Origin of the sequence: Bradyrhizobium sp. 170, from assembly GCF_023101085.1 — a bacterium.
Classification (GTDB): domain Bacteria; phylum Pseudomonadota; class Alphaproteobacteria; order Rhizobiales; family Xanthobacteraceae; genus Bradyrhizobium.
Genome location: NZ_CP064703.1, coordinates 8,449,151 through 8,469,812 on the forward strand (window position 1 = coordinate 8,449,151; position 20,662 = coordinate 8,469,812).

Here is a 20,662-nt window from a genome sequence, read left to right on the forward strand (position 1 = left end):
TGACGAGGACACATCATGACAATCCTCCCCGAGATCCCGCTCCCCGCCTCCATCCGCTCGCGATACATCGACAACATCAACGGCCTGCGCATGCACGTGCTGGAAGCCGGTTTCGAGACGCGTGGCCGGCCCTGCGTGCTGCTGCTGCACGGTTTTCCCGAACTCGCCTTCTCCTGGCGCAAGGTGATGCCGGTTCTCGCCGAAGCCGGCTATCACGTGATCGCGCCGGACCAGCGCGGCTATGGCCGCACCACCGGATGGGACCCGGATTACGACGGTGATCTCGCCTCGTTCCGGCTCACCAATCTGGTGCGCGACGCGCTCGGGCTGGTGTCGGCGTTCGGCTATCGCAGCGTCGACGCCGTCATCGGACACGATTTTGGCAGTTCGGTCGCGGCCTGGTGCGCGCTGATCCGGCCCGACGTGTTTCGCTCGGTTGTCATGATGAGCGCGCCGTTCAGCGGCCCGCCGGCGCTACCCTTCAACACCGTGGACGGTCCGGCCAAATCCGCAACGGAAGACCCCATTCATCGCGACCTGGCGGCGCTGCCGCGCCCGCGAAAACATTACCAGTGGTACTATTCGACACGCGAGGCGGACGACGACATGCACCACGCGCCGCAGGGCGTGCATGATTTCCTGCGTGCCTACTACCATCACAAGAGCGCGGACTGGAAAGCCAACAGGCCCCACCCGCTCAAATCATGGACCGCGGAAGAAATCGCAAAACTACCGACTTACTACGTGATGGACCTCGCCAAGGACATGGCCGCCACCGTGGCGGAAGTAATGCCGTCGGCCGCCGAAATCGCTGCCAACAAATGGCTGCCGGACAGCGATCTCGCCTTCTACAGCGCCGAGTATGAACGCAACGGATTCCAGGGCGGCCTGCAATGGTATCGCTGCGGCACCTCGGGCGTGTTCACGCCGGAATTGCAGACGTGGTCGGGCCGCACCATCGATGTGCGCTCTGCCTTCATCTCGGGCAAGCAGGACTGGGGCACCTATCAGCGCCCCGGCGTGTACGAGGCCATGCAGAAGGCCTGCACTCGGATGATCGGCTGCCATCTCGTCGATGGCGCGGGCCACTGGGTGCAGCAGGAGCAGGCTAACCAGGTGAGCTGGTTGCTGGCGCAATTCCTGCGAGGGGCGAAGGCGAGCGTGTAGAACGAAGGCGAACCAGGCCACGCCCGACAATTGACCGCGGCGACAGCTAATATTAGAATGATTCTAAATTAAGAAAAGGCGCTGTCCCGTGAAGAATTTCGCCGATCTGACCGAGCGCGAGGTGCTGGCTGTAGCGATCTCTTCCGAGGAGGAAGACAGCCGCATCTACATGACCTTCGCGGAAGACCTCGCGGAACGCTATCCCGACTCGGCCAAGGTGTTCGAGGAGATGGCCGAGGAGGAGCGCGGCCATCGCCACCGGCTGCTGGAAATGTACGAGCAGCGGTTCGGCACGCATCTGCCGCCGATCCGCCGCGAGGACGTCAAGGGATTTTTGCGAAGGCGCCCGATCTGGCTGACCAAGAACCTGTCGCTCGACACCATCCGCAAGGAAGTCGAGACGATGGAGCTCCAGGCCGAGCAATTCTACATCAAGGCCGCCGAGCGGGCCGAGGACGTCGGCGTGCGACGCTTGCTCGGCGATCTCGCCGAGGAAGAAAAGGGCCACGAAAAACTCGCGGTGAAGCTGACCGGCGAGATCCTCAGCCCCTATGTGCGCGCCGAGGAAGACAAGACGCGCCGGCGCATGTTCGTGCTGCAATATGTGCAGCCGGGGTTAGCCGGACTGATGGACGGCTCGGTCTCGACGCTGGCGCCGCTGTTTGCGGCGGCGTTTGCCACGCATCAGAACTGGCAGACGTTTCTGGTGGGACTAGCCGCCTCGATCGGCGCCGGCATCAGCATGGGCTTTGCCGAAGCATTGTCCGACGATGGCTCGCTGACCGGGCGCGGGTCGCCCTGGCTGCGCGGCATCACCTGCGGATTGATGACGACGCTCGGCGGTCTCGGCCACACCATTCCCTATCTGGTGCCGGATACCTGGCCGAACGCGTTCTGGATCGCGACAGGGATCGCCGGCATCGTGGTGTTTTTCGAACTATGGGCGATCGCCTTCATCCGCGCGCGCTACATGGACACGCCATTCCTGCAGGCGGCGTTCCAGATCGTGCTCGGCGGCAGCATCGTGCTCGCGGTCGGGATACTGATCGGCGGGGCTTAGGCCGCGTCTCCGTTCGCGGTTGCGGCGTCTCCCGAGATCCGGCCGAACATCCGAAAATCATGGAACGCACCTTTGAACCATGCCTTTTGCCGCAACGTGCCTTCATACTGAAAGCCTGACTTTTCCAGCACGCGGTCGGACGCGGCATTACCGGGCATCGTCCAGGCATCGATGCGATTGAGCCTGAAGGTCTCATGCCCGCACGCGACCACGGCCCGCACCGCTTCCGTCATCAGGCCCTTGCCCCAATAATCCGGATGCAATTCGTAGCCGATTTGGCCGCACCGCCATTTCTTCTCGAAACTGTTGAAACGGATCGCACCGGCCAGCGCCTTTGAGCCGCTGATCTCGATGATCCAGGCGCAACCCTTGCCGGAGCCGTGGGCCTTGGACATCCAGCGCAAGGAACGTTCGACCTGCGTCGTGGACGGCGCATCGGGCCAATTGGAAAACCGCGTTACGTCGGGAACCGACAATAGCGCCCGAAACGCGGGGACGTCCTTTGGCGTCGCGGCCCGCAACGTCAGCCGCCGGGTGGACAACACGGGAAATTTCCGGCTCGCGGTCGGTGGCATGGTTTCCTCTTGTTGATCTGCTTCGCAGACGTTTAGGACGATTGGTGTCAACTGCCGTTGAGGCCGCCGATCTCGGAGAACAACATGTCCTTCCTGTCGCGCTTCATGACGTTGAACTGCAGGTAGCCCATCGAGAACTGCTCAGCCAACCTGATCTCGGGCGCACCGGCCGCCGCCGTTGGATCGCCAATTGCGACGGCAATCACTGCGCCAGCGATCCACGCCGATCTCATCGGAGCCTCCCGCGCTGTTTTCATTTTTGTTGGGCGAAGATTAGCGAGCAACCGGGCCTTCGCCAAGCGGCTAGCAACATGGCGTGCTCGCCGCTGTACAGCCATTGCTCTTGCCGCGCGTGCCCAAACTGAGCATCATCCGCGCCGCATCGAATGACAGAGCGGGAGTACGCCTTGGCCAAATCGCAATGGAGCTTCAAGACGGCCGTCGAATTGTCGGCCGCGCTGGCGGCAAAGCAGGTCTCGGCGGGCGAACTGGCCGAGGACGCAATCGGCCGCATCGAGCGGCACGATACGAAGATCAATGCAATCTGTGTTCGCGATTTCGAGCGCGGCCTTGCCGCCGCCCGCGTCGCCGACGCCGAACTCGCGCGCGGTGTGAAGAAGCCGCTGCTCGGCCTCCCGATGACGGTAAAGGAATCCTTCAATATCGCGGGACTGCCGACGACCTGGGGCATTCCGGCGCAGAAGGATTTCAGGCCTACGGAAGATGCGCTGCCGATCTCGCGCGTCAAGAACGCCGGCGGCGTGATCCTCGGCAAGAACAACGTGCCGCTCGGGCTCGCCGACTGGCAGAGCTATAACGAGATCTACGGCACCACCAACAACCCCTTTGATCTCGGCCGCACGCCGGGCGGCTCCTCCGGCGGAGCGTCGGCGGCGCTCGCGGCGGGGTATGGCCCGCTGTCGCTCGGCTCCGACATCGGTGGCTCCTTGCGCGTGCCGGCGTTTCATTGCGGCATCTACGCGCACAAGCCGACCTTCGACCTCGTCGCCATGCGCGGCCACACGCCGCCGCCCCTGCCGCCGCTGCCGTCCACGCGCGATCTCAGCGTGATTGGACCGATGGCGCGCTGCGCGGCCGACCTTTCGCTGCTGCTGGACGTGATCGCGGGGCCTGATCCGCTCGAAGCCGGCAAGGCCTATAGCCTCGCGTTGCCGCCGCCGCGCCACACGGAGCTGAAGAATTTTCGCCTGCTCCTGATCGACACCGATCCGGTCATGCCGACCGACAGTGTGGTGCGTGGCACGCTGGAAACACTTGCCGCAAATCTCGCCAACGCTGGCGTCGAGATCGACCGCACCAGTCCGCTCCTGCCTGATTTCGCCGCATCAAGCCGGCTCTACATGCGGATGCTGATGTCGTTCCTTGCCGCGTCCTTTGCACCCGAAACTTATGCCGGCGCACAGGCCGCCGCAGCCGCGCTGCCGGCCGAGGACAACAGCCTCGCCGCCGAACGCCTGCGCGGGATCGCGCTCGGCCACCGCGACTGGCTGATGGCCGATGGCGGACGCTCCCGCCTGCGCACGCAATGGCGCGAACTGTTCAAGACCTATGACGCCGTGATCTGCCCGATCATGCCGACGCCGGCCTATCCGCACGACCATTCCGACGACCAGGAAAAGCGCCGCATCAGGATCGACGGCAAGGATTACGTCTATCCCGATCAGCTCTCCTGGCCCGGCATCGCCACCCTGCCCGGCCTGCCTTCGACCGCGATCCCGACCGGCTTTTCGCCGGATGGACTGCCGGTCGGCGTGCAGATCGTCGGCCCTTGGCTGGAAGACCGCACCCCCCTGAGGTTGGCGGAACTGATCGAGCGCGAATTCGGCGGCTTCAAGCCGCCGCCGATGTTTGATGATTGAGAGGCGAAAACTTACCCGCAACGTCATTGCGTGCGACGCGAAGCGATCCATAATCTCATGAGGAATAAAGCGGATTGCTTCGCAATCCCGCGCCACACAAGGCGGGAAAGCAGGGATGGAAGGGAACACCATGAGCAGGGATATCGAAGAGCTGACCGCGCTGAACCGCGATTATGTCGCCTCGGTGCAAAACTCCGACGTCAAGCGTTTCGACGAGATTCTTGCGCCCGATTTCTACTGCTCCAATCCCGACAAGTCGCTGGTCGATCGCGCGGCGTTTCTGAAACAAACGGCGGTGCCGGTGACCATCAAGAATCTGACCGCACACGATGTGAAGATTCGCGTATTGGGCGACTTCGCCATCATCCACGCCGCTACGAGCTATACCACGCCCGATGGCCAGCAGGCGCATGGGCGCTACACCGATTGCTGGGCGAAGCAGAATGGCAAGTGGCTCGCGGTCTCTGCGCATGTGTCGCGGTGAAACGGCCCGTCATTCCGGGGCAGCCCGGCAGGGCTGAACCCGGAATCTCGTGCCGCATACCACCTCGAGATTCAGGGTTCGATGCTTCGCATCGCCCCGGAATGACAGCAGCTAGCTATCAAACATGATCACGCTGCGCAGCGTCTTGCCGGCTTTCATGCTGGCAAAGCCCTCGTTGATCTCTGAGAGTTTCAGCTTGGCTGAGATCCAGTCTTCCAGATGCAGCTTGCCGCGCATGTAGAATTCGACCAGGCGGGGCATGTCGACGCGGAAGTGGTTGGAGCCCATCGACGACCCCTGGATCCGGCGCTCCCTGAGGAAGTCAAAGCCGTGCAGCTCGATCTTCTGGCCGAACGGGATCATGCCGACGATAGTCGCGGTGCCGCCGGCCGCCAGCATGGCAAAGGACTGCTCCGCAGTTTCCTTGCGGCCCAACACCTCGAAGGAGTGATGCACGCCGCCGCCCGTAAGCTCGCGCACCTGCTGCACCACGTCGCCGCGGGAGGGATCGACGATATCAGTAGCGCCGAGCTTGGTGGCAAGCTGCAGCTTGGCCGGATTGGTGTCGATCGCGATGATGCGGCCGGCGCCCGCGATCGCGGCCCCGTTAATCGCCGCCATGCCGACGCCGCCGCAGCCGATCACCGCGACCGTCTCGCCGGCCTGAACCTTGGCCGTATTCACCACCGCGCCGTAGCCGGTGATGACGCCGCAGCCGATCAGCGCCGCCAGCTCCAGCGGCATGTCCTTGCGGATTTTCACGATGGCGTTTTCGTGCACCAGCATCTGCTCGGCGAAGGACGAGAGGTTGAGGAACTGATGGAGCTTCTCCTCACGCGCCCAGGAAAGCCGGTTGGACTGACCGGGCAGCATCTTCACGGTCGTGTCGGTGCACAGCACCGTGCGGCCGGTGGTGCAGTTGTCGCAGGTGCCGCAGAACACGGACAGGCAGGTCACGACGTGATCGCCGGGTTTTACATAGGTGACATCGGAGCCGACCTTCTCGACCACGCCAGCCGACTCATGGCCAAGCACCGCGGGCAGCGGATGCGGGTAGAGCCCTTCCATGAAATGCAGGTCGGAATGACAGAGGCCGGCGACGCGGGTGCGGATCAGGACTTCGCGCGGGCCGGGATTCGGCACGCTGACATCCTCGATCACCAGCGGCTTGTTGACTTCATGCAGGACGGCGGCCTTCATCGGGTTACTCCCTCAATTTCTGTTATTTTTGAACCAGAATTGTAGCCAGCCTACGCCGCAACGAGCAATTCGCCAACCTCGGCCATGCCGACGTTCCGCTCGCCGAGCAAATGATCGGTGATGGCGCGCTGGGTCGCATTTTCCGCAAGCCGGAACGGGTCGCCCGCCGCGACGCGATGGTCGACCACCATCCGCGACAGCAACAGCCGCCGGACGTCGCCGCGCATTTCGTGGATGCGCCCGCCCTCCCAGGCCAGCGCGACCGCGCTCGCGACATGATAGAGCAGGCTGGTGGCGCGCCGCGCATCGCCCTCATTGTCGCTCCGGCTGGCCACTTCGCGCGCGAATCCGACGGCGCGATCGGACAGTTCCCGCAAGCGATCGCGCCAGGCTTGCGGCACATCGACGCTGTCGTCGAGGCGCGCATGCAGGTCGGCGGCGAGCGCCGCATCGGCGCCATGGCGGCCGACCGCGCGCGTGAGCGTATCGATCGCGACGATATTGCCGGTGCCTTCCCAGATCGAGCCAAGATGGGCGTCGCGCAGCAGCCGCGCAGTCGCGAATTCCTCGATGTAACCAATGCCGCCACGCATCTCCAACGCGTCGCCGCAGACCTTGCGCGCATCGCGCGTTGCGCGGAATTTCAAGGTCGGCGTCAGGATCCGCAGCAACGCCGCCGCATCCTGGCTGCCGGCTTCCGCACGATCGAGCGCGTCTGCCGTGAGAAAACTCATCGACAGCGCCTGCTCGGTCGGCAGCATGATCTTCATCAGTTGCCGCCGCGCCAGGGGCAGGTCGATGATGCGGCTGCCGAACACCACGCGGTTTCGTGCCACCGTCATCGCATCATGGTGCGCACGCCGCATCAGCGCGGTCGACTTGACGCCGTTGGAGAGCCGCGACGAGTTGACCATCTCGGCCATCTGCACGAAGCCGCGATCGAGCTTGCCGACCGCATAAGCGATCGCACCCTCGAACTTGATTTCGCCCGACGCCATCGAACGGGTGCCGAGCTTGTCCTTCAGCCGGACGATCCGGTAGTGATTTTGCGAGCCGTCGTCGAGATACCGCGGCATCAGGAACAGCCCGACGCCGCGCGTGCCCGGCCCCGCCCCTTCCGGGCGCGCCAGCAGCATCACCACCTTGGCGTCGGCATTGGAGCAGAACCACTTTTCACCATAGAGCCGCCAGTGATCGCCTTCCTGCACGGCTCGCGTCGTCAGCGTGCCGACGTCGGAACCGCCCTCCTTCTCGGTCATGAACTGGCCGCCCTGCGTCAGCTTGCTCATGTCGGTCTGGGTCAGGCCGTCGAGATATTTCGCCTTCAGCGCCTCGCTGCCGAAATTGTTGAGCAGTTTGGCGCAGCCGTCGGTGACGTTGATCGGACAGCCCATGCCGAACTCGGTCTGATTGAACAGAAAGGTAAAGGCGTGCTTGGCGACAACAGGGTATTTGTCCGGCCAGCCCATGATGCCCTTGCGGATCGACAGCGCGTGAATGCCGAACTCGCCGAACGCGGCTTTCTCCAGTTCGCGATAGGCCGGATGATATTCGATGTACTGCGTATCGCGCCCGAACTTGTCGCGCTGATGCAGCACCGGCGTGTGGCGATCGGCGAGCCGCGCGCATTCGTCCAGATAGCCTCCGGCCATTTCGCCGAGGCGATCGAGATGCGGCTCGATATGGCGGAACAGCGCATCGGGCAGATGCAGCCGCAGCAGATCGGTCAGCGCCGGATCGGCCCGGTAGAAATTCATCCCCGTCGTATCAGGCGCGAGCAATCCCGGCTGATTGGCTGACGCTGATGCACGGTCCTGCATGAGTGGATGCATTTTTAGCCCTTGTCCGTTCCGCCCTATATTGATCATCTACCGATAACGCAGGCGGTCGCGCCGTCAACAAGCATAATTGGAGGGCCACCCCATAGTGGACGGATATCGCAGCATCGGCGTCGAGATATTTCCGCTACAAGGGCATTCCGCTCCAATGGGTTTTGCGAAACGCGACCAACAGGTGCGGTCTCGAGCCTATTCCGCCCCCATGGGTTGCCCTGCCGGATTGCGCACCTAGATACCAAGTCCCGGTCTTCTCTGGAGAGCGCTCATGGACATTCCAAAATACAAGATTGCCTTGATCGTCGGCGCGGGTGAAGGATTGAGCGCATCGCTGGCACGGCTGTTCGCGCGCGAAGGCATCAAGGTTGCGCTCGCCGCGCGCAAGATCGAAAAGCTCGGCGCGCTCTGCGCCGAGACCGGCGCCCGCGCCTTTGCCTGCAATGCCACCGAGGCCGAAGAGGTCGAGCGTCTCTTTGGCCTGGTCCAGCGCGAGATCGGCACGCCTGACCTCGTCGTCTACAACGCCAGCGGACGGGCGCGCGGCGCTTTCACCGACCTGGTGCCGGCAGATGTCGCGCAGGCGATTGCCGTTTCGGGTTTCGGCGGCTTCCTGGTGGCGCAGCAGGCGGCGCTCCGTATGCTGCCGAACAAGCACGGCGCGATCCTGTTCACCGGCGCCTCCGCCAGCGTCAAGGGCTATCCGCAATCGGCGCCATTCGCGATGGGCAAGTTCGCGCTGCGCGGGCTCGCCCAGAGCATGGCGCGCGAATTGTCGCCGCAGGGTATTCACGTTGCGCATTTCGTCATCGACGGCGGCATCCGCAGCGCCGCGCGCGCCGAACCTGCCGACAGGCCGGACTCGATGCTCGATCCCGACGCGATTGCGTTGAGCTACTGGAACGTCCTGCAGCAGCCGCGCAGCGCATGGACCTGGGAGGTCGAACTGCGGCCGTGGGTGGAGAAGTTTTGATGAACGTAGATTCCATGGGGCGGTGAGCGTGGCCTTTCCGGTAGGTTTGGGTTTCCACACTCGAACCATCGGAGAGTCAGATGCAAGCATCGACCGTAGCCACGCCCACCACCGGCCATTGTGGCACAATTTTCGTTGCGATCGAACTGAGCCAGAAGAGCTGGCTGGTGACGCTGCACAGCCCTGACAAAGGCAAGATGTCCCGCCATAGGCTGGAGGGGGGCGATCATGCCGAGCTGTTGGCGTTGGTCGGTCGGGAGCGCGACCGGGCGGCTCGGGCGCTGGGAGCCATTCCGGCGGTGGTGAGCTGCTACGAAGCGGGCTACGATGGGTTCTGGCTGCACCGGCTTCTGATGGCGGCCGGGATCATGAACTACGTGTTTGACCCTGCGAGCATTGCGGTTGATCAACGGGTGAAGACCGACCGGATCGATGGCGAGAAGATGCTGCGGACGCTGATGGCGTATCTGCGCGGTGAGCCGCGGGTGGTACGGATCGTTCAGGTACCAGCGCCGGAGCAAGAGGACGCCCGCCGCGCCAGCCGCGAACGCGGCCGGCTGATCAAGGAACAGACCGCTCACACCAGCCGGATCAAGGCGCTGCTGCGGCTGTTGGGCATGGCGGTCGGGAACCCGCGCCGGCGCGACTGGCTGAACTGGCTGGCGGCGCAGCGGGATTGGCAGGGCCAGGCGGTGCCACGGCAGATGCTGGCGGAGATCAAGTACGAGCACGCGCGGCTGATGCTGGTACGCGAACAGCTCGAGGCGCTCGCACAGGCGTCGGCTCAAGCGGATCCGGCACCTGCGGCGGTTCAGATGGCAGAGCGCAGCGAACTATTGCTCCGGCTCAAATGCCTCGGCCCGGCGTTCGCGACGACGCTGGCCAGCGAGGTGTTCTACAAGGATTTCCGCAACCGGCGTGAGGTCGCGAGCTATTTCGGGCTGACGCCCAGCCCATGGCAGAGCGGCGGAATCGACCGCGACCAGGGCATCAGCAAGGCAGGCAATCCGCGCGCCCGCTGCGCCGCGATCGAACTTTCCTGGCTGTGGCTGCGGCATCAGCCGGAGAGTGCGCTCACCCGATGGTTCCGCAGCCGCACCCACAACAATGCCAGCAAGCGCAACAAGCGCATCGCCATCGTGGCGCTGGCGCGCAAGCTGATGGTGGCGCTCTGGCGCTACCTCACAACCGGCCTGGTCCCCGAAGGAGCCCTGCTCAAGGCCGCGAAGCCGTAAACGTTTTCAAGCAACAACGCGTCAGCGTCGCGGCATCGGCCGCGGTCAGCGCGGAATGGATGATGACCGTGCCACCCTTGGGCCAAGTCAACAGGCCGCTTCGTAGATGGGTCTCATCCCCGTGGCTTCCTCGCCGCAAGCATGCGGAATGTGGGTACCGGGCTGTAACCGCCCGACCGGATATGAGGTGATGCAGTGAGCTGCTGCATAAATCGCCGGAAGCCAGTTCCTGAGCGCACCGACCGCGGCGGCACGCTGCGCTACGCATGGCTCCGCGCGCCGCCGCTCCACCGAATGCAAAAAATTACATCCAAGCCTCGGTTGGGATGCTTGACTCAAAAGGCCCCATATGAGGGTGGGCAAAGGCGCACTTGCGCCGTGCCCACCATCTATCGCCGGGCGCGACTTCGAGTGGTGGGCACGCTTCGCTTTGCCCACCCTCCGGACTGCAATGACGAAACAACAACAACTGGGGGAACCATGACCACCGAAACCAAAATCGACACCGGCACCGACGAACTGCTCTGCGTGATCCGCGACCGCGTCGCCATCATCACGCTGAACCGCCCCGAGGCGCGCAATGCGATGTCGGACACGCTGACGCCGGCCCTGCGCGCGATGATCAAGACCTGTGGCGAGAATCCCGATGTCGGCGTGTTGCTGCTCACCGGCGCAGGCACAGCCTTCTGCGCCGGCGGCAACGTCAAGGGCATGGGCGCGCACCGCGACAAGAAGAAGCTCGAAATGTCCTATGAGGAGAAGGTCGCCGACCTGCAGGAGCGGCAGCGTCTCCTGACCGGCGCGCTGGCCTCGGTGCGCAAGCCGACGATTGCGGCGCTACCCGGCCCCGCGGTCGGAGCGGGCCTTGCGATCGCGTTGGCGTGCGACATTCGCATCGCGGCGCAATCGGCGTTCGTCTCCACCGGCTATCTCCGTGTGGCACTCTCCGGCGACTACGGCATCGCCTGGCTGTTGACGCGGCTCGTCGGCACGTCGCGGGCGCGCGAACTGATGTTCACCGCCGAGAAGGTCGATGCCGCCAGATGCGAGGCGATCGGCCTCGTCAACCGCGTGGTGCCGGACGACAAACTCCAGGCCGAGGCCTTCGCGTTCGCCAAATCGATGGCCGAAGGGCCGACGCTCGCGCTCCGCTACATGAAGGACAATCTCGACGAAGCGCTGCAATTCGACTTCGCCACCGCGCGCGACCACGAGGCCGAACGTCTCGTCCGGCTGACCACGACCGCCGATCACAGGGAGGCAGTGCAGGCCTTCATCGACAAGCGCAAACCGGTGTTTTCCGGCAATTGAGAAAATAGCCCGGTTCTGGTGAGGCCAGAACCGGGCTCAGTTGTCAGACCGCAAGCGAGGACATTGCGCTGGGAGAGACGGCGGCAAGCCGCCAACTGGCGCATGGGATTTCCTGCGGTTCGACATGAATCTGCTTCTGGAAGCGCGTCAGCTTCCAGTCGCCGGGCGTATTGGTGAAGGCGTAGCCAGACTTGCGGGCGAGCGCGATCATCGCGTCATTGGAGCGCAGCGTGTCGCCGAAGATGCGCACGGCGCCGAATGAAGCCGCGCGGCATTCGAGATTCTTCAACAGCGCCTCGCCGATGCCATGGCCCTGCCAGCGATCGTCGATCGACAGGCCGAATTCGATCGCGGCGGTTTCGCTGTCGAAGGCGTAGCGCGCTTCGCCGACGATGGTCTCGCGGCCGTCGACCAGCATGGTCGCGATCACGCTGAATCGATCGGCCTCGCCGACATGGATGAAGCGATCGAGTTCGGACGGCGGCAGTTCACTGGCTGCGCCGAGGAAACGGCTGTAGCGGGAGCGCGTGGTCAGCGACCGGAAATAGTTCTGCAGCGCCTCGGCATCGCGCGGCTCGACGAAGCGGACGGTCACGGCCTGGCCATGTCGCGAACGCAGCACGTCGGAATATTGCCTGAGATCGTCGAGACGCATCGTGGTCATTGGGTCGCTCCCGCGGAGCTAAAAAAGCGGCCGGCGTCCCCCTGATGAGGCGACGCCGGCCTGGCTGCCATCTAAGCCCGCCAGAACGGCTTTTCGGTCTCGTAGGCGATGTCGCTCCAGGAGATGCCGATGTCGTGGAGTTCGCGCTCGGACCAGCTCGCCAGCTCCCGGCGCGACTGATAGCGCTGCCGCCAGACATGGAGCGTCTCGCCGATCTGAGACAAAAGGCCCGGTTCATGATGATTTATCATCGATTCATGCGTGTAAGTAGACATTTCCGGCTCCTGTAGTACCCTGTTGACCCCAATATCTGTGCTATTCGGCCTGTTCACAAACGACACTTTGTACCGTTTCGGATGATATAAATTCATGTATCTGGGGATCGCGGAATGACCGCCAGGCTGCCATCGCTGAATGGATTGCGCGCGTTCGAGGCCGCCGCCCGGCATTTGAGCTTCACCCAGGCGGCATCCGAGCTGAACGTCACGCAGACCGCGATCAGCCACCAGATCAAGCGGCTGGAGGAAGAGCTCGGGGTTCGCCTCTTCATCCGCCAGAACCGCTCGCTGACGCTGACGCCACAGGCGCAGGAATATCTCCCCGGCATCCGCGCCGCGTTCAACGATCTCAGGCTTGCGACCGACCGCCTGCTGCGCAAGGACGACGACCATGTGCTGACGGTCTCGACGCTGGCCTCGCTCGCCGCCAAATGGCTGCTGCCGCGGTTGACTGCGTTTCAGGAAGCCCATCCCGGCATCGATGTGCGCATCACCACCTCGACCAACCTGATCGACTTCCAGCGCGACAATGTCGACGCCGGAATCCGCTACGGCCGCGGCCAGTGGCCGGGCGTCCGCGCCGACTGGCTGATGGCGGACGAGCTGTTCCCGGTGTGCAGCCCCGCGCTGCTCAAGGGCAACAAGCCGCTGAAATGCCCCGAAGACCTCCGGGATCACGTACTGCTGCACACCAGCAACGCCAACTACGACGACTGGCGGCTGTGGCTGACGGCGGCCGGGCTGCCGGCCGATTTTTCGAAGCAGCCGGGCGTCACTTTCGACCTGATCTTCATGACGGTGCAGGCCGCGATCGACGGCCTCGGCGTCGCCATGGGCCGCACCGCCTATGTCCAGGAAGACATCGCCAAGGGCCGGCTGGTCGTTCCCTTCAACATCGCATTTCCGGTCGACGCCGGCTTTTATCTGGTCTCGCCCGCGGGCAGAACCGACCCGCCCAAACTCGCGGCCTTCCGGCAATGGCTGCTCGCGTCTGTACAGAGCAAGCCCTGACATCGCAGATATTCCGCATAGCGAGTGGCATGCGACATCGTCGCATGCGGCCGCGCTGATCGACAAAGTTCGAGCACGAGACGCGTGACGCGGCCTCTTCATCAGGCTAGAAAATCGCGGGGGTGGATGGATTTTCCTGGCCGAGCGCCGGTTTGATTTCCAGGCCAACAACGACAACAAGAGCGCATGGCCGATCTGACCAAAAAATTCGATGTGCTTGTCATCGGCGGCGGCAACGCCGCTCTGTGCGCCGCCATCAGCGCCCGGCGGGCGGGCGCTTCCGTGCTGGTGCTGGAAGGCGCACCAAAATTCTATCGCGGCGGCAATACCCGCCACACCCGCAACATGCGTTGCGCGCATGATGCCGCGACCGAGATCCTCACCGGCCCTTACACGGAGGAGGAGTTCTGGGACGATCTGTTGCGCCTGACCGGCGGGCAGACCGACGAGGAACTCGCGAAGTTCATGATCGCCGAATCCAAGGACATCCTGAACTGGATCGTAGAACAGGGCGTGCGCTGGCAGCCCTCGCTCGGCGGCACGCTGAGTCTGGGCCGCACCAATTCGTTCTTCCTCGGCGGCGGCAGGGCGATGCTGAACGCGCTTTATCTCACCGCCGAAAAGCTCGGCGTCGAGATCGCCTACGACGCTGAAGTGACCGACCTCGAGATCGAGGACGGCATGTTCCTGTCCGCGAGGCTGAAGCAGCCGATCGATGGTGTCAGCGAAATCCGCGCCTCGGCGCTGGTGGCGGCGGCCGGCGGATTCGAAGCCAACATCGAATGGCTGAAGCAATATTGGGGCGAGGCGGCCGACAATTTCCTGATCCGCGGCACGCCCTATAACCGCGGCTCGATCCTGAAGCTCCTGCTCGACAAGGGCGTGCAGGACATCGGCGATCCCACCCAATGCCATGCGGTTGCGATCGACGCCCGCGCGCCGAAATTCGACGGCGGCATCATCACCCGCCACGACTCGGTGGTGTTCGGCATCGTCGTCAACAAACACGCCCAGCGCTTCTATGACGAGGGCGAGGACATCTGGCCGAAGCGCTACGCCATCTGGGGCCGGCTGGTGGCAGCCCAGCCGGACCAGATCGCCTACATCATCTTCGACTCGACGGTCGTCACGAGCTTCATGCCGACGCTGTTTCCACCGATCGCGGGTGCCACCATCGGCGAGCTCGCAGGCAAGCTCGGGCTCGATCCAGCAGCGCTGGAGAAGACAATTACCGATTTCAACGCCGCGGTGCAGCCCGGCACCTTCGATCATACCATCCTTGATGATTGCCGCACCGATGGCATCACGCCGCCGAAGACGCATTGGGCGCGCAGGATCGAGACGCCGCCCTACCTCGCCTATCCGGTGCGGCCCGGCATCACCTTCACCTATCTCGGCACCCGCGTGAACAAACAGTCGCGCATGGTGATGAAGGACGGCAAGCCTTCCGCCAACATGTTCGCAGCCGGCGAGATCATGGCCGGCAACGTGCTCGGCAAAGGCTATGCGGCCGGCATCGGCATGACCATCGGCAGCGTGTTCGGACGGGTGGCGGGAAGGGAAGCTGCGCGAAATGCGCGGAATTAACGCGAAGCACCTCGCCCCGCTTGCGGGGAGAGGAAGCCAAAGGGAGGATTGATGATGCGCCTTGCGATTGTTTCTGTAGCGGTTCTGATGGGTGCGACGCTGGCCAACGCCGCCGAGCCGATCGCGCTGCGCGACATGGGCTCGTTCCATGTCGGCGGGCGGCTGGTCGAGATTTCCGGCAAGCCGGTGAAGGAGGTGACCTTCACGCCCGGTGGCGTTCCCGCAAAAGTCGATCCCAACGGCACCTATCAGGTCGAGCAGATGTATGTGCAGTATTTTCTTCCCGCCAACGAGACGGGCGCCTATCCGCTGCTGATGTGGCACGGCGGCGGGCTGACCGGCGTAACGTATGAAACGACGCCGGATGGACGCGAGGGCTGGCTGAACTATTTCCTGCGCAAGGGCTGGGCCGTCTACAATTCCGATGCGGTCGAGCGCGGCCGTGCGGGGTGGGCGCAATACCCCGACATCTTCAAGAGCGAGCCGGTGTTCCTCACGACCGCCAATCCGTTCGAGCGCTTTCGTATCGGCGACGGCGCAGGCTCCTACAATTCGGATCCCGCAAAACGCAAGTTGATGCCCGGCAGCCAGTTTCCCAATGACGGCTATGAGAACTTCGTCAAGCAGAACGTGCCGCGCTGGACAACGACCGATGACGCCATCATCGCCGCCTATATCGCCGAGATCGACCGCGTTGGCCCTTCCATCATCCTGTTCCACAGCCAGGCCGGCAGCTTTGGTTTCAAGGTGGCGCAGGCGCGGCCCGACAAGGTCAAGGCGCTGATCGCGATCGAGCCCGCCGGCCTCGGCGATCCCGCCAAGGTCGATGTGCTGAAGAACATCCCGACGCTGATCGTCTATGGCGACTACATCGAGAAGGATTCGCGCTGGCCGAAAATCCGCGCCAACGGCATCGCCTTTGCGGAAAGCATCAAGGCCGCGGGCGGCAGCGTTGATGTCGTCGACCTGCCGCAAGCCGGGATCAAGGGCAATTCGCACATGGTGATGATGGACAAGAACAACGCCGAGGTCGCAGCCCTGATCCAGAAGTGGCTCGAAGGCAAGGGGTTGACGAAGTAAGCGGATTAGCGCGAAGGCAGGAAGCAACGAATGCACGGAACGCGAATCCTGGAGGAAGCCGACCGCCTGATGACGGTCTGCAATTCCTGCCGCTATTGCGAGGGCCTCTGCGCGGTGTTTCCGGCGATGGAGATGCGCCGCGCGTTTTCCGACGGCGACCTCAACTACCTCGCCAATCTCTGCCATGGCTGCGGCGCCTGCTACACCGACTGCCAGTTCTCGCCGCCGCATGAATTCAACGTCAACGTCCCGCAGACGCTCGCGGTGGCGCGGGCCGAATCCTACGCGGCTTATGCGTGGCCCCGCGCCTTCGCCGGCGCATTTGCCCGTAACGGCCTCGTCATCAGCCTCGTTGCAGCGCTCAGCGTTGCCGCATTCATCTTCGGCTTTGCTGCTTTCAACGACCGGCAGGTGTTGTTTGGCACCCACACCGGCCCGGGCGCGTTCTACAAGTTGATGCCGCACAACGCGATGGCGGCCCTGTTCGGCGCGGCGTTCCTCTATGCGATCGTGGCTTTGGTGATGGGCGTGCGCGCATTCTGGCGCGATATCGGCGAGCCCGTCGGCATGAAGACCGACGCGGGTGCGCTGTGGCAGGCGATCCGCGATGCCGGCGAATTACGCTACCTCGACGGCGGCGGGGTCGGCTGCTTCAACGAGGACGACCGCCCGACCGATCGCCGCAGGCTCTATCATCATTTGACCTTCTACGGCTTTGCGCTGTGCTTCGCCTCCACCTGCGTCGCGACGCTCTATCACTATCTCCTGGCGCGCGAGGCGCCGTATGCGTGGTGGGACCTGCCCGTGGTGCTCGGCACGCTCGGCGGCATCGGGCTGTTGATCGGACCGGTCGGCCTGCTCACTGAGCGATGGAAGCGCGATCCCGTGCTGGTCGATGAAGCCCGCTACGGCATGGATATCGCGTTCATCGTGATGCTGTTTCTCACCAGCCTGACCGGCATGGCGCTGTTGATCCTGCGCGAGACGGCGGCGATGGGCCCGCTGCTGGCGCTGCATCTCGGCGTGGTGTTCTCGCTGTTCGTCACCATGCCCTATGGCAAGTTCGTTCACGGCATCTACCGTTTCGTCGCGCTGGTGCGCTATGCGATGGAGCGCAAGGCGATGGGGCATATCTGACATCGTCATTGCGAGCGCAGCGAAGCAATCCACCTTTCCGTGCGTGAGGTGACAATGGATTGCTTCGCTTCGCTCGCAATGACGGCGACAGTTCGCGGGGCGGGCGAAGCCGTGGCCGCCCCCGCTTTCGTGGCGTCCCCGTATTGCGATCAGGCGGTATCGCGGCAGGCTTGCGGAAATCATTTCACCTAGTTGGAGTCGCTTCGCACCCGCCGCGACACCTCACTGGCTACATGAAGAATCTCGACCCGCGCGAAAACCAGGCGCTGCGTGATGCAGGCGGCGGCGGTGGCGGTGGCCGATAACCAATACCGATCTCGCAATGCGTGATGGCGGATTAGCGCCGTAGGGTGGGTAAAGGCGCAATTGCGCCGTGCCCACCATTCCATCAACAGCGTTGCCTTGAATGGTGGGCACGTTTCGCTTTGCCCACCCTACGACATCCATTGCTCAAGCCGCTCACGCCCTCATCCTCAGCCGTTGATTCGATTCACCGGAACGTGACTGCTTCGCGCATTCGCACGGTGAGGTGCTATTTAATGCACGAGTGCGCGCTATTTGGTCTGGCATTGGCGCTCGCCAATACCTATCTCTCGATCAGGAAGGAAATTCGCCCCAAGGACAACTCCGCAAAGGAGCCATGTTATGGCGAATGTACTAACCACTGGGGCCTGGCTTTCTGCCCCGATCAAAAGACCCTCATTTTTTGAACGATTATTGCGCGCTTACGTCGAATCCCGTCAGCGACGGGCTGAACGCGTCGTTGAGCAGTACATTGCTACCCACGGGCTGCAAAAGCTGTCGGATGATGCAGAGCGTCAAATTGGCCGTCTGCTGGTCAAGGCGGGCCAATAGCCATGATCACACTCATCATCATCCACGTAGCAACCAGGCTCTCTCGTTTTGGGAACGGGGTTGGTGAGACGTGGCGCGAAACGCAGCGCCTTCGTCGCACCCTTGCCGGCCCAATAGAGGAGTAGCAAGAACGTAGAGTGGGCAAGGCGACTTGTCCGCCGTAGCTCAACGAGCGAAGGCGGAAGCGCGCACAACCTCCCGAATGATGCGCAAGATGGTGGGCACGGCGCAAGAGCGCCTTTGCCCACCCTGCGGCTAATGGTTGCTACGCCCCGCCAGCAACAAGCAACCGCCCGCGCTTGCTTCAGTACCGCTGCACGATCTGATCGAGCTTCCTGCTGAGCAACCAGGACAGGCCAAGGAACGCGACCAGCATCACGATGCCCAGGCCCGAAGAGGCATTGTTGATGGACGTCTCCGAGAATTGACCGAAGGCATAGCCGGCCGAGACAACGACGCCGGACCAAAGGCCGGCAGCTACGAAGTTGAGCGCAAGGAATGTGGACCAGGGCAGCCGCGATATCCCGTAAGCAAACCCCGCGAGCCCGCGGATGCCATGCGGGAAACGATGAAACAGGATCATCCAGACATAGTGACGTTCCGTCAGGCGAACGACCGTCTGCACGGTGCGTTCGAACCGCGGAAAACGATCGAGCAGGCGGGCGCCATAGCGCCGCCCGATCCAGAAGCGAATGATGTCGCCGGCGAAACTGCCGAACCAGCAGACCACGATGAGCGTGCCAAGACCCAGCGCCCCCGAATGCGCCGCGTAGCCCGCGAACAGCGCAAGCAGCAGGCTATGCGAGGCCGCATAGGCAAACATGAGGCTGTAGGCCACATCGCCATGCTGGCGTATGAGGTCGAGGAACGAGGTCAGATCCGTCGGAAACAGCAATGTAAGCCCACCCACTCGCTCATGGAATGTTCCCCCAGACGAGTGGGTTCGGCCTGAACGCTAGCACTCCGCGGAAGGCCACGGAAGCAAATAGACAGGCCTACAGCCGCCAGCTTTCATGTCCTCGAGGGTTTGGGGGCAAGCACGCAACCACCGTAGGGCATTATGCTATTCGCGGTGCTCCAACCACAGCGCCTGCCGCGCCGTCGCGTCCAGCATGCAGCCGGTATAGAGCGGACCGACGATTGAACCACCCTCACTGTCGCTGGGCAACTTGCATCGCTTTTCGCGCCATTGCAGCCACGCGCGCTGCGCGTCTCGGAGCCCCCTGGCGAGTTTGGATGGGGCTTCCTTCAGTGCGTCCTGGTAAGCGCGATTGAGGCGCTCGTCCCAAACGCCCCACTCTCGGCTATTGCAATCGACCATCCCCATGGTCGACATCCCGCCTGGCTGCTGTTGGCAAGATATTGTGACGGCCCCAATGCAGCTTTCCCGCTGGGTTAAGGCGTCCGTTGCGGCGGCCGCCAGACGACCGGCAGCCCCTGGGGCCTCGTTCTGGCTCGTACCTTGAGCCTCCTTCACGGCATTCTCACCGACCAGCTTGAGGCAGGCCTCGACAGCAGCGCGATCGTCGGGCGTAGCGCGAAGAGGCTCCGCCTGTGTCGGCGCGGTCCTGGCGAGGAAGGCCAAGACGAGCCCAATGAAGAGGACGCGCAACTGCAGTCGCATCACAGCCATTTTACCTCTCCGACCGCTTGTCGAGCACGATCGCATAGGGTGGCGATTGGTGCGACGGCGCGTCTTTCGGCAGGGTTTCCCTGGTCTCGGCCCAGTAGATCAGCTCTGCCTTGTCGCCCTTGACGCGCCACATGGCGAAGACGTTCTTGATCTCCGGCCGATCGGCCGGCACGATCCGCATAGCGATCATGAACTCGCCGGGCGGATAGATCGCGGTGCCGGTGAGATCGAGGTAGGCGACGCCGCTGGCAAGGCTGGTGTGCGCGCGCGCCGACCAGCCGATGTTGAGCTCCTCGTCGAACGCGTCGGTCATCAGCGTCGTCCCGTCAGCGCGCGGATAGGGCAGCACGAGCCGCTTTGCATTGCGGCCGCGCGCGTTGTCGGCGAGATAGTAGACGGTGCTCTGGAAGTGATCCGGATCGTCGTCCGGCTTGCGAACATAGGCACTCTCACCGCGATGCGGCAGGCGAGTGATGTCAGGCGCATTCTCCGGGCATCCGACTCGGAACATCCGGCGTTTCCCGACACGCCATGGATCGGGATAACGCAAGGTGCGCTGGCGCGGACCGATGCAGGTATGCAATCTGGCAATCGCGGGCGGCAGTTCGTAGCGATAGGTATAGATCGGCCCGCCGGCGAACGCCTGCGACGAGAGGGCTAAGAGTCCGACCAAGATAGGCGCAGCAAGCAGCATGATCAC

Annotated in this window: 21 protein-coding genes; 12 read left to right on the forward strand and 9 right to left on the reverse strand. The window is 63.4% G+C overall.

Features of this window, described 5'->3' with window-relative positions; all coding sequences use genetic code 11:
* Positions 1 to 15 precede the first annotated feature (15 nt).
* Together IVB05_RS39850 and mbfA are read left to right on the forward strand one after the other, a co-directional pair.
* Complete coding sequence (locus IVB05_RS39850) at positions 16 to 1,167, forward strand: alpha/beta hydrolase (protein ID WP_247781539.1); 1,152 nt, start codon at positions 16 to 18, stop codon at positions 1,165 to 1,167.
* Between the two features lie 88 nt (positions 1,168 to 1,255).
* Positions 1,256 to 2,227, forward strand: a complete 972-nt coding sequence (gene mbfA, locus IVB05_RS39855; RefSeq protein ID WP_247781540.1) for an iron exporter MbfA — start codon at positions 1,256 to 1,258, stop codon at positions 2,225 to 2,227.
* Here mbfA and IVB05_RS39860 read toward each other — a convergent pair.
* Positions 2,224 to 2,802 carry a GNAT family protein gene (locus IVB05_RS39860; protein ID WP_247781541.1) on the reverse strand — a complete coding sequence of 193 codons (579 nt, stop codon included), beginning with the start codon at positions 2,800 to 2,802 and terminating at the stop codon, positions 2,224 to 2,226. The two genes, mbfA and IVB05_RS39860, sit on opposite strands and share 4 nt — an antisense overlap.
* 47 nt (positions 2,803 to 2,849) lie before the next feature.
* On the reverse strand, positions 2,850 to 3,035 hold the full coding sequence (locus IVB05_RS39865) for a hypothetical protein (RefSeq protein ID WP_247781542.1): 186 nt from the start codon (positions 3,033 to 3,035) through the stop codon (positions 2,850 to 2,852).
* A 174-nt stretch (positions 3,036 to 3,209) separates the two neighbouring features.
* Here IVB05_RS39865 and IVB05_RS39870 point away from each other — a divergent pair, with 174 nt between their 5' ends.
* A complete protein-coding gene (locus IVB05_RS39870) occupies positions 3,210 to 4,682 on the forward strand; it encodes an amidase (protein WP_247781543.1) in 1,473 nt (490 codons plus the stop codon).
* Positions 4,683 to 4,812: 130 nt separating this feature from the next.
* Entirely contained in the window at positions 4,813 to 5,166 is a 354-nt protein-coding gene (locus tag IVB05_RS39875; protein WP_247787353.1) for a nuclear transport factor 2 family protein, read from the forward strand.
* Positions 5,167 to 5,277: 111 nt separating this feature from the next.
* On the opposite strand, the gene IVB05_RS39880 is transcribed toward IVB05_RS39875, so the two are convergent.
* Both IVB05_RS39880 and IVB05_RS39885 read right to left on the reverse strand, forming a co-directional pair.
* Positions 5,278 to 6,366 carry a Zn-dependent alcohol dehydrogenase gene (locus IVB05_RS39880; protein WP_247781544.1) on the reverse strand — a complete coding sequence of 363 codons (1,089 nt, stop codon included), beginning with the start codon at positions 6,364 to 6,366 and terminating at the stop codon, positions 5,278 to 5,280.
* Between the two features lie 50 nt (positions 6,367 to 6,416).
* A complete protein-coding gene (locus IVB05_RS39885) occupies positions 6,417 to 8,198 on the reverse strand; it encodes an acyl-CoA dehydrogenase family protein (RefSeq protein ID WP_247781545.1) in 1,782 nt (593 codons plus the stop codon).
* 271 nt (positions 8,199 to 8,469) lie between these two features.
* Between IVB05_RS39885 and IVB05_RS39890 the strand changes: the two genes are divergently transcribed.
* From IVB05_RS39890 to IVB05_RS39900, 3 genes are all read left to right on the forward strand, one after another.
* The gene (locus IVB05_RS39890; RefSeq protein ID WP_247781546.1) at positions 8,470 to 9,171 is read left to right on the forward strand and encodes an SDR family NAD(P)-dependent oxidoreductase; all 702 of its coding nucleotides are present in this window, start codon (positions 8,470 to 8,472) and stop codon (positions 9,169 to 9,171) included.
* Between the two features lie 80 nt (positions 9,172 to 9,251).
* On the forward strand, positions 9,252 to 10,406 hold the full coding sequence (locus IVB05_RS39895; protein WP_247781547.1) for an IS110 family transposase: 1,155 nt from the start codon (positions 9,252 to 9,254) through the stop codon (positions 10,404 to 10,406).
* 480 nt (positions 10,407 to 10,886) lie between these two features.
* The gene (locus IVB05_RS39900) at positions 10,887 to 11,717 is read left to right on the forward strand and encodes an enoyl-CoA hydratase (RefSeq protein ID WP_247781548.1); all 831 of its coding nucleotides are present in this window, start codon (positions 10,887 to 10,889) and stop codon (positions 11,715 to 11,717) included.
* 43 nt (positions 11,718 to 11,760) lie between these two features.
* On the opposite strand, the gene IVB05_RS39905 is transcribed toward IVB05_RS39900, so the two are convergent.
* Together IVB05_RS39905 and IVB05_RS39910 are read right to left on the reverse strand one after the other, a co-directional pair.
* On the reverse strand, positions 11,761 to 12,381 hold the full coding sequence (locus tag IVB05_RS39905; protein ID WP_247781549.1) for a GNAT family N-acetyltransferase: 621 nt from the start codon (positions 12,379 to 12,381) through the stop codon (positions 11,761 to 11,763).
* 71 nt (positions 12,382 to 12,452) lie between these two features.
* Entirely contained in the window at positions 12,453 to 12,656 is a 204-nt protein-coding gene (locus tag IVB05_RS39910; protein ID WP_247517132.1) for a DUF1127 domain-containing protein, read from the reverse strand.
* A gap of 114 nt (positions 12,657 to 12,770) precedes the next feature.
* Between IVB05_RS39910 and IVB05_RS39915 the strand changes: the two genes are divergently transcribed.
* From IVB05_RS39915 to IVB05_RS39935, 5 genes are all read left to right on the forward strand, one after another.
* Entirely contained in the window at positions 12,771 to 13,670 is a 900-nt protein-coding gene (locus IVB05_RS39915) for a transcriptional regulator GcvA (RefSeq protein ID WP_247781550.1), read from the forward strand.
* A gap of 195 nt (positions 13,671 to 13,865) precedes the next feature.
* Positions 13,866 to 15,257 (forward strand): FAD-dependent tricarballylate dehydrogenase TcuA, encoded by a 1,392-nt coding sequence (tcuA, locus tag IVB05_RS39920; RefSeq protein ID WP_276578776.1) that lies wholly within the window; start codon positions 13,866 to 13,868, stop codon positions 15,255 to 15,257.
* Positions 15,258 to 15,308: 51 nt separating this feature from the next.
* Positions 15,309 to 16,337, forward strand: a complete 1,029-nt coding sequence (locus IVB05_RS39925; RefSeq protein WP_247781552.1) for an esterase — start codon at positions 15,309 to 15,311, stop codon at positions 16,335 to 16,337.
* 30 nt (positions 16,338 to 16,367) lie between these two features.
* On the forward strand, positions 16,368 to 17,474 hold the full coding sequence (gene tcuB / locus IVB05_RS39930) for a tricarballylate utilization 4Fe-4S protein TcuB (protein WP_247781553.1): 1,107 nt from the start codon (positions 16,368 to 16,370) through the stop codon (positions 17,472 to 17,474).
* A 645-nt stretch (positions 17,475 to 18,119) separates the two neighbouring features.
* Positions 18,120 to 18,329, forward strand: a complete 210-nt coding sequence (locus IVB05_RS39935) for a hypothetical protein (RefSeq protein WP_247781554.1) — start codon at positions 18,120 to 18,122, stop codon at positions 18,327 to 18,329.
* 304 nt (positions 18,330 to 18,633) lie between these two features.
* On the opposite strand, the gene IVB05_RS39940 is transcribed toward IVB05_RS39935, so the two are convergent.
* The 3 genes from IVB05_RS39940 to IVB05_RS39950 all read right to left on the reverse strand — a co-directional run bounded on the left by IVB05_RS39940 (position 18,634) and on the right by IVB05_RS39950 (position 20,662).
* Positions 18,634 to 19,224 (reverse strand): DedA family protein, encoded by a 591-nt coding sequence (locus tag IVB05_RS39940; RefSeq protein ID WP_247781555.1) that lies wholly within the window; start codon positions 19,222 to 19,224, stop codon positions 18,634 to 18,636.
* A 168-nt stretch (positions 19,225 to 19,392) separates the two neighbouring features.
* Positions 19,393 to 19,962: a lysozyme inhibitor LprI family protein gene (locus tag IVB05_RS39945; protein WP_247781556.1), complete on the reverse strand. Its 570-nt coding sequence runs from the start codon at positions 19,960 to 19,962 to the stop codon at positions 19,393 to 19,395.
* 1 nt (position 19,963) lies between these two features.
* A complete protein-coding gene (locus tag IVB05_RS39950; protein ID WP_247781557.1) occupies positions 19,964 to 20,662 on the reverse strand; it encodes a hypothetical protein in 699 nt (232 codons plus the stop codon).

Coding starts and splice junctions, on each gene's coding strand:
- IVB05_RS39850 (WP_247781539.1), top strand. CDS start 16: ATGACAATCCTCCCCGAGATCCCGCTCCCCGCCTCCATCCGCTCGCGA.
- IVB05_RS39945 (WP_247781556.1), bottom strand. CDS start 19,962: ATGGCTGTGATGCGACTGCAGTTGCGCGTCCTCTTCATTGGGCTCGTC.
- IVB05_RS39885 (WP_247781545.1), bottom strand. CDS start 8,198: ATGCATCCACTCATGCAGGACCGTGCATCAGCGTCAGCCAATCAGCCG.
- IVB05_RS39925 (WP_247781552.1), top strand. CDS start 15,309: ATGATGCGCCTTGCGATTGTTTCTGTAGCGGTTCTGATGGGTGCGACG.
- IVB05_RS39905 (WP_247781549.1), bottom strand. CDS start 12,381: ATGACCACGATGCGTCTCGACGATCTCAGGCAATATTCCGACGTGCTG.
- IVB05_RS39865 (WP_247781542.1), bottom strand. CDS start 3,035: ATGAGATCGGCGTGGATCGCTGGCGCAGTGATTGCCGTCGCAATTGGC.
- IVB05_RS39890 (WP_247781546.1), top strand. CDS start 8,470: ATGGACATTCCAAAATACAAGATTGCCTTGATCGTCGGCGCGGGTGAA.
- IVB05_RS39875 (WP_247787353.1), top strand. CDS start 4,813: ATGAGCAGGGATATCGAAGAGCTGACCGCGCTGAACCGCGATTATGTC.
- IVB05_RS39910 (WP_247517132.1), bottom strand. CDS start 12,656: ATGTCTACTTACACGCATGAATCGATGATAAATCATCATGAACCGGGC.
- IVB05_RS39880 (WP_247781544.1), bottom strand. CDS start 6,366: ATGAAGGCCGCCGTCCTGCATGAAGTCAACAAGCCGCTGGTGATCGAG.
- IVB05_RS39895 (WP_247781547.1), top strand. CDS start 9,252: ATGCAAGCATCGACCGTAGCCACGCCCACCACCGGCCATTGTGGCACA.
- IVB05_RS39900 (WP_247781548.1), top strand. CDS start 10,887: ATGACCACCGAAACCAAAATCGACACCGGCACCGACGAACTGCTCTGC.
- IVB05_RS39915 (WP_247781550.1), top strand. CDS start 12,771: ATGACCGCCAGGCTGCCATCGCTGAATGGATTGCGCGCGTTCGAGGCC.
- IVB05_RS39935 (WP_247781554.1), top strand. CDS start 18,120: ATGGCGAATGTACTAACCACTGGGGCCTGGCTTTCTGCCCCGATCAAA.
- tcuB (WP_247781553.1), top strand. CDS start 16,368: ATGCACGGAACGCGAATCCTGGAGGAAGCCGACCGCCTGATGACGGTC.
- IVB05_RS39860 (WP_247781541.1), bottom strand. CDS start 2,802: ATGCCACCGACCGCGAGCCGGAAATTTCCCGTGTTGTCCACCCGGCGG.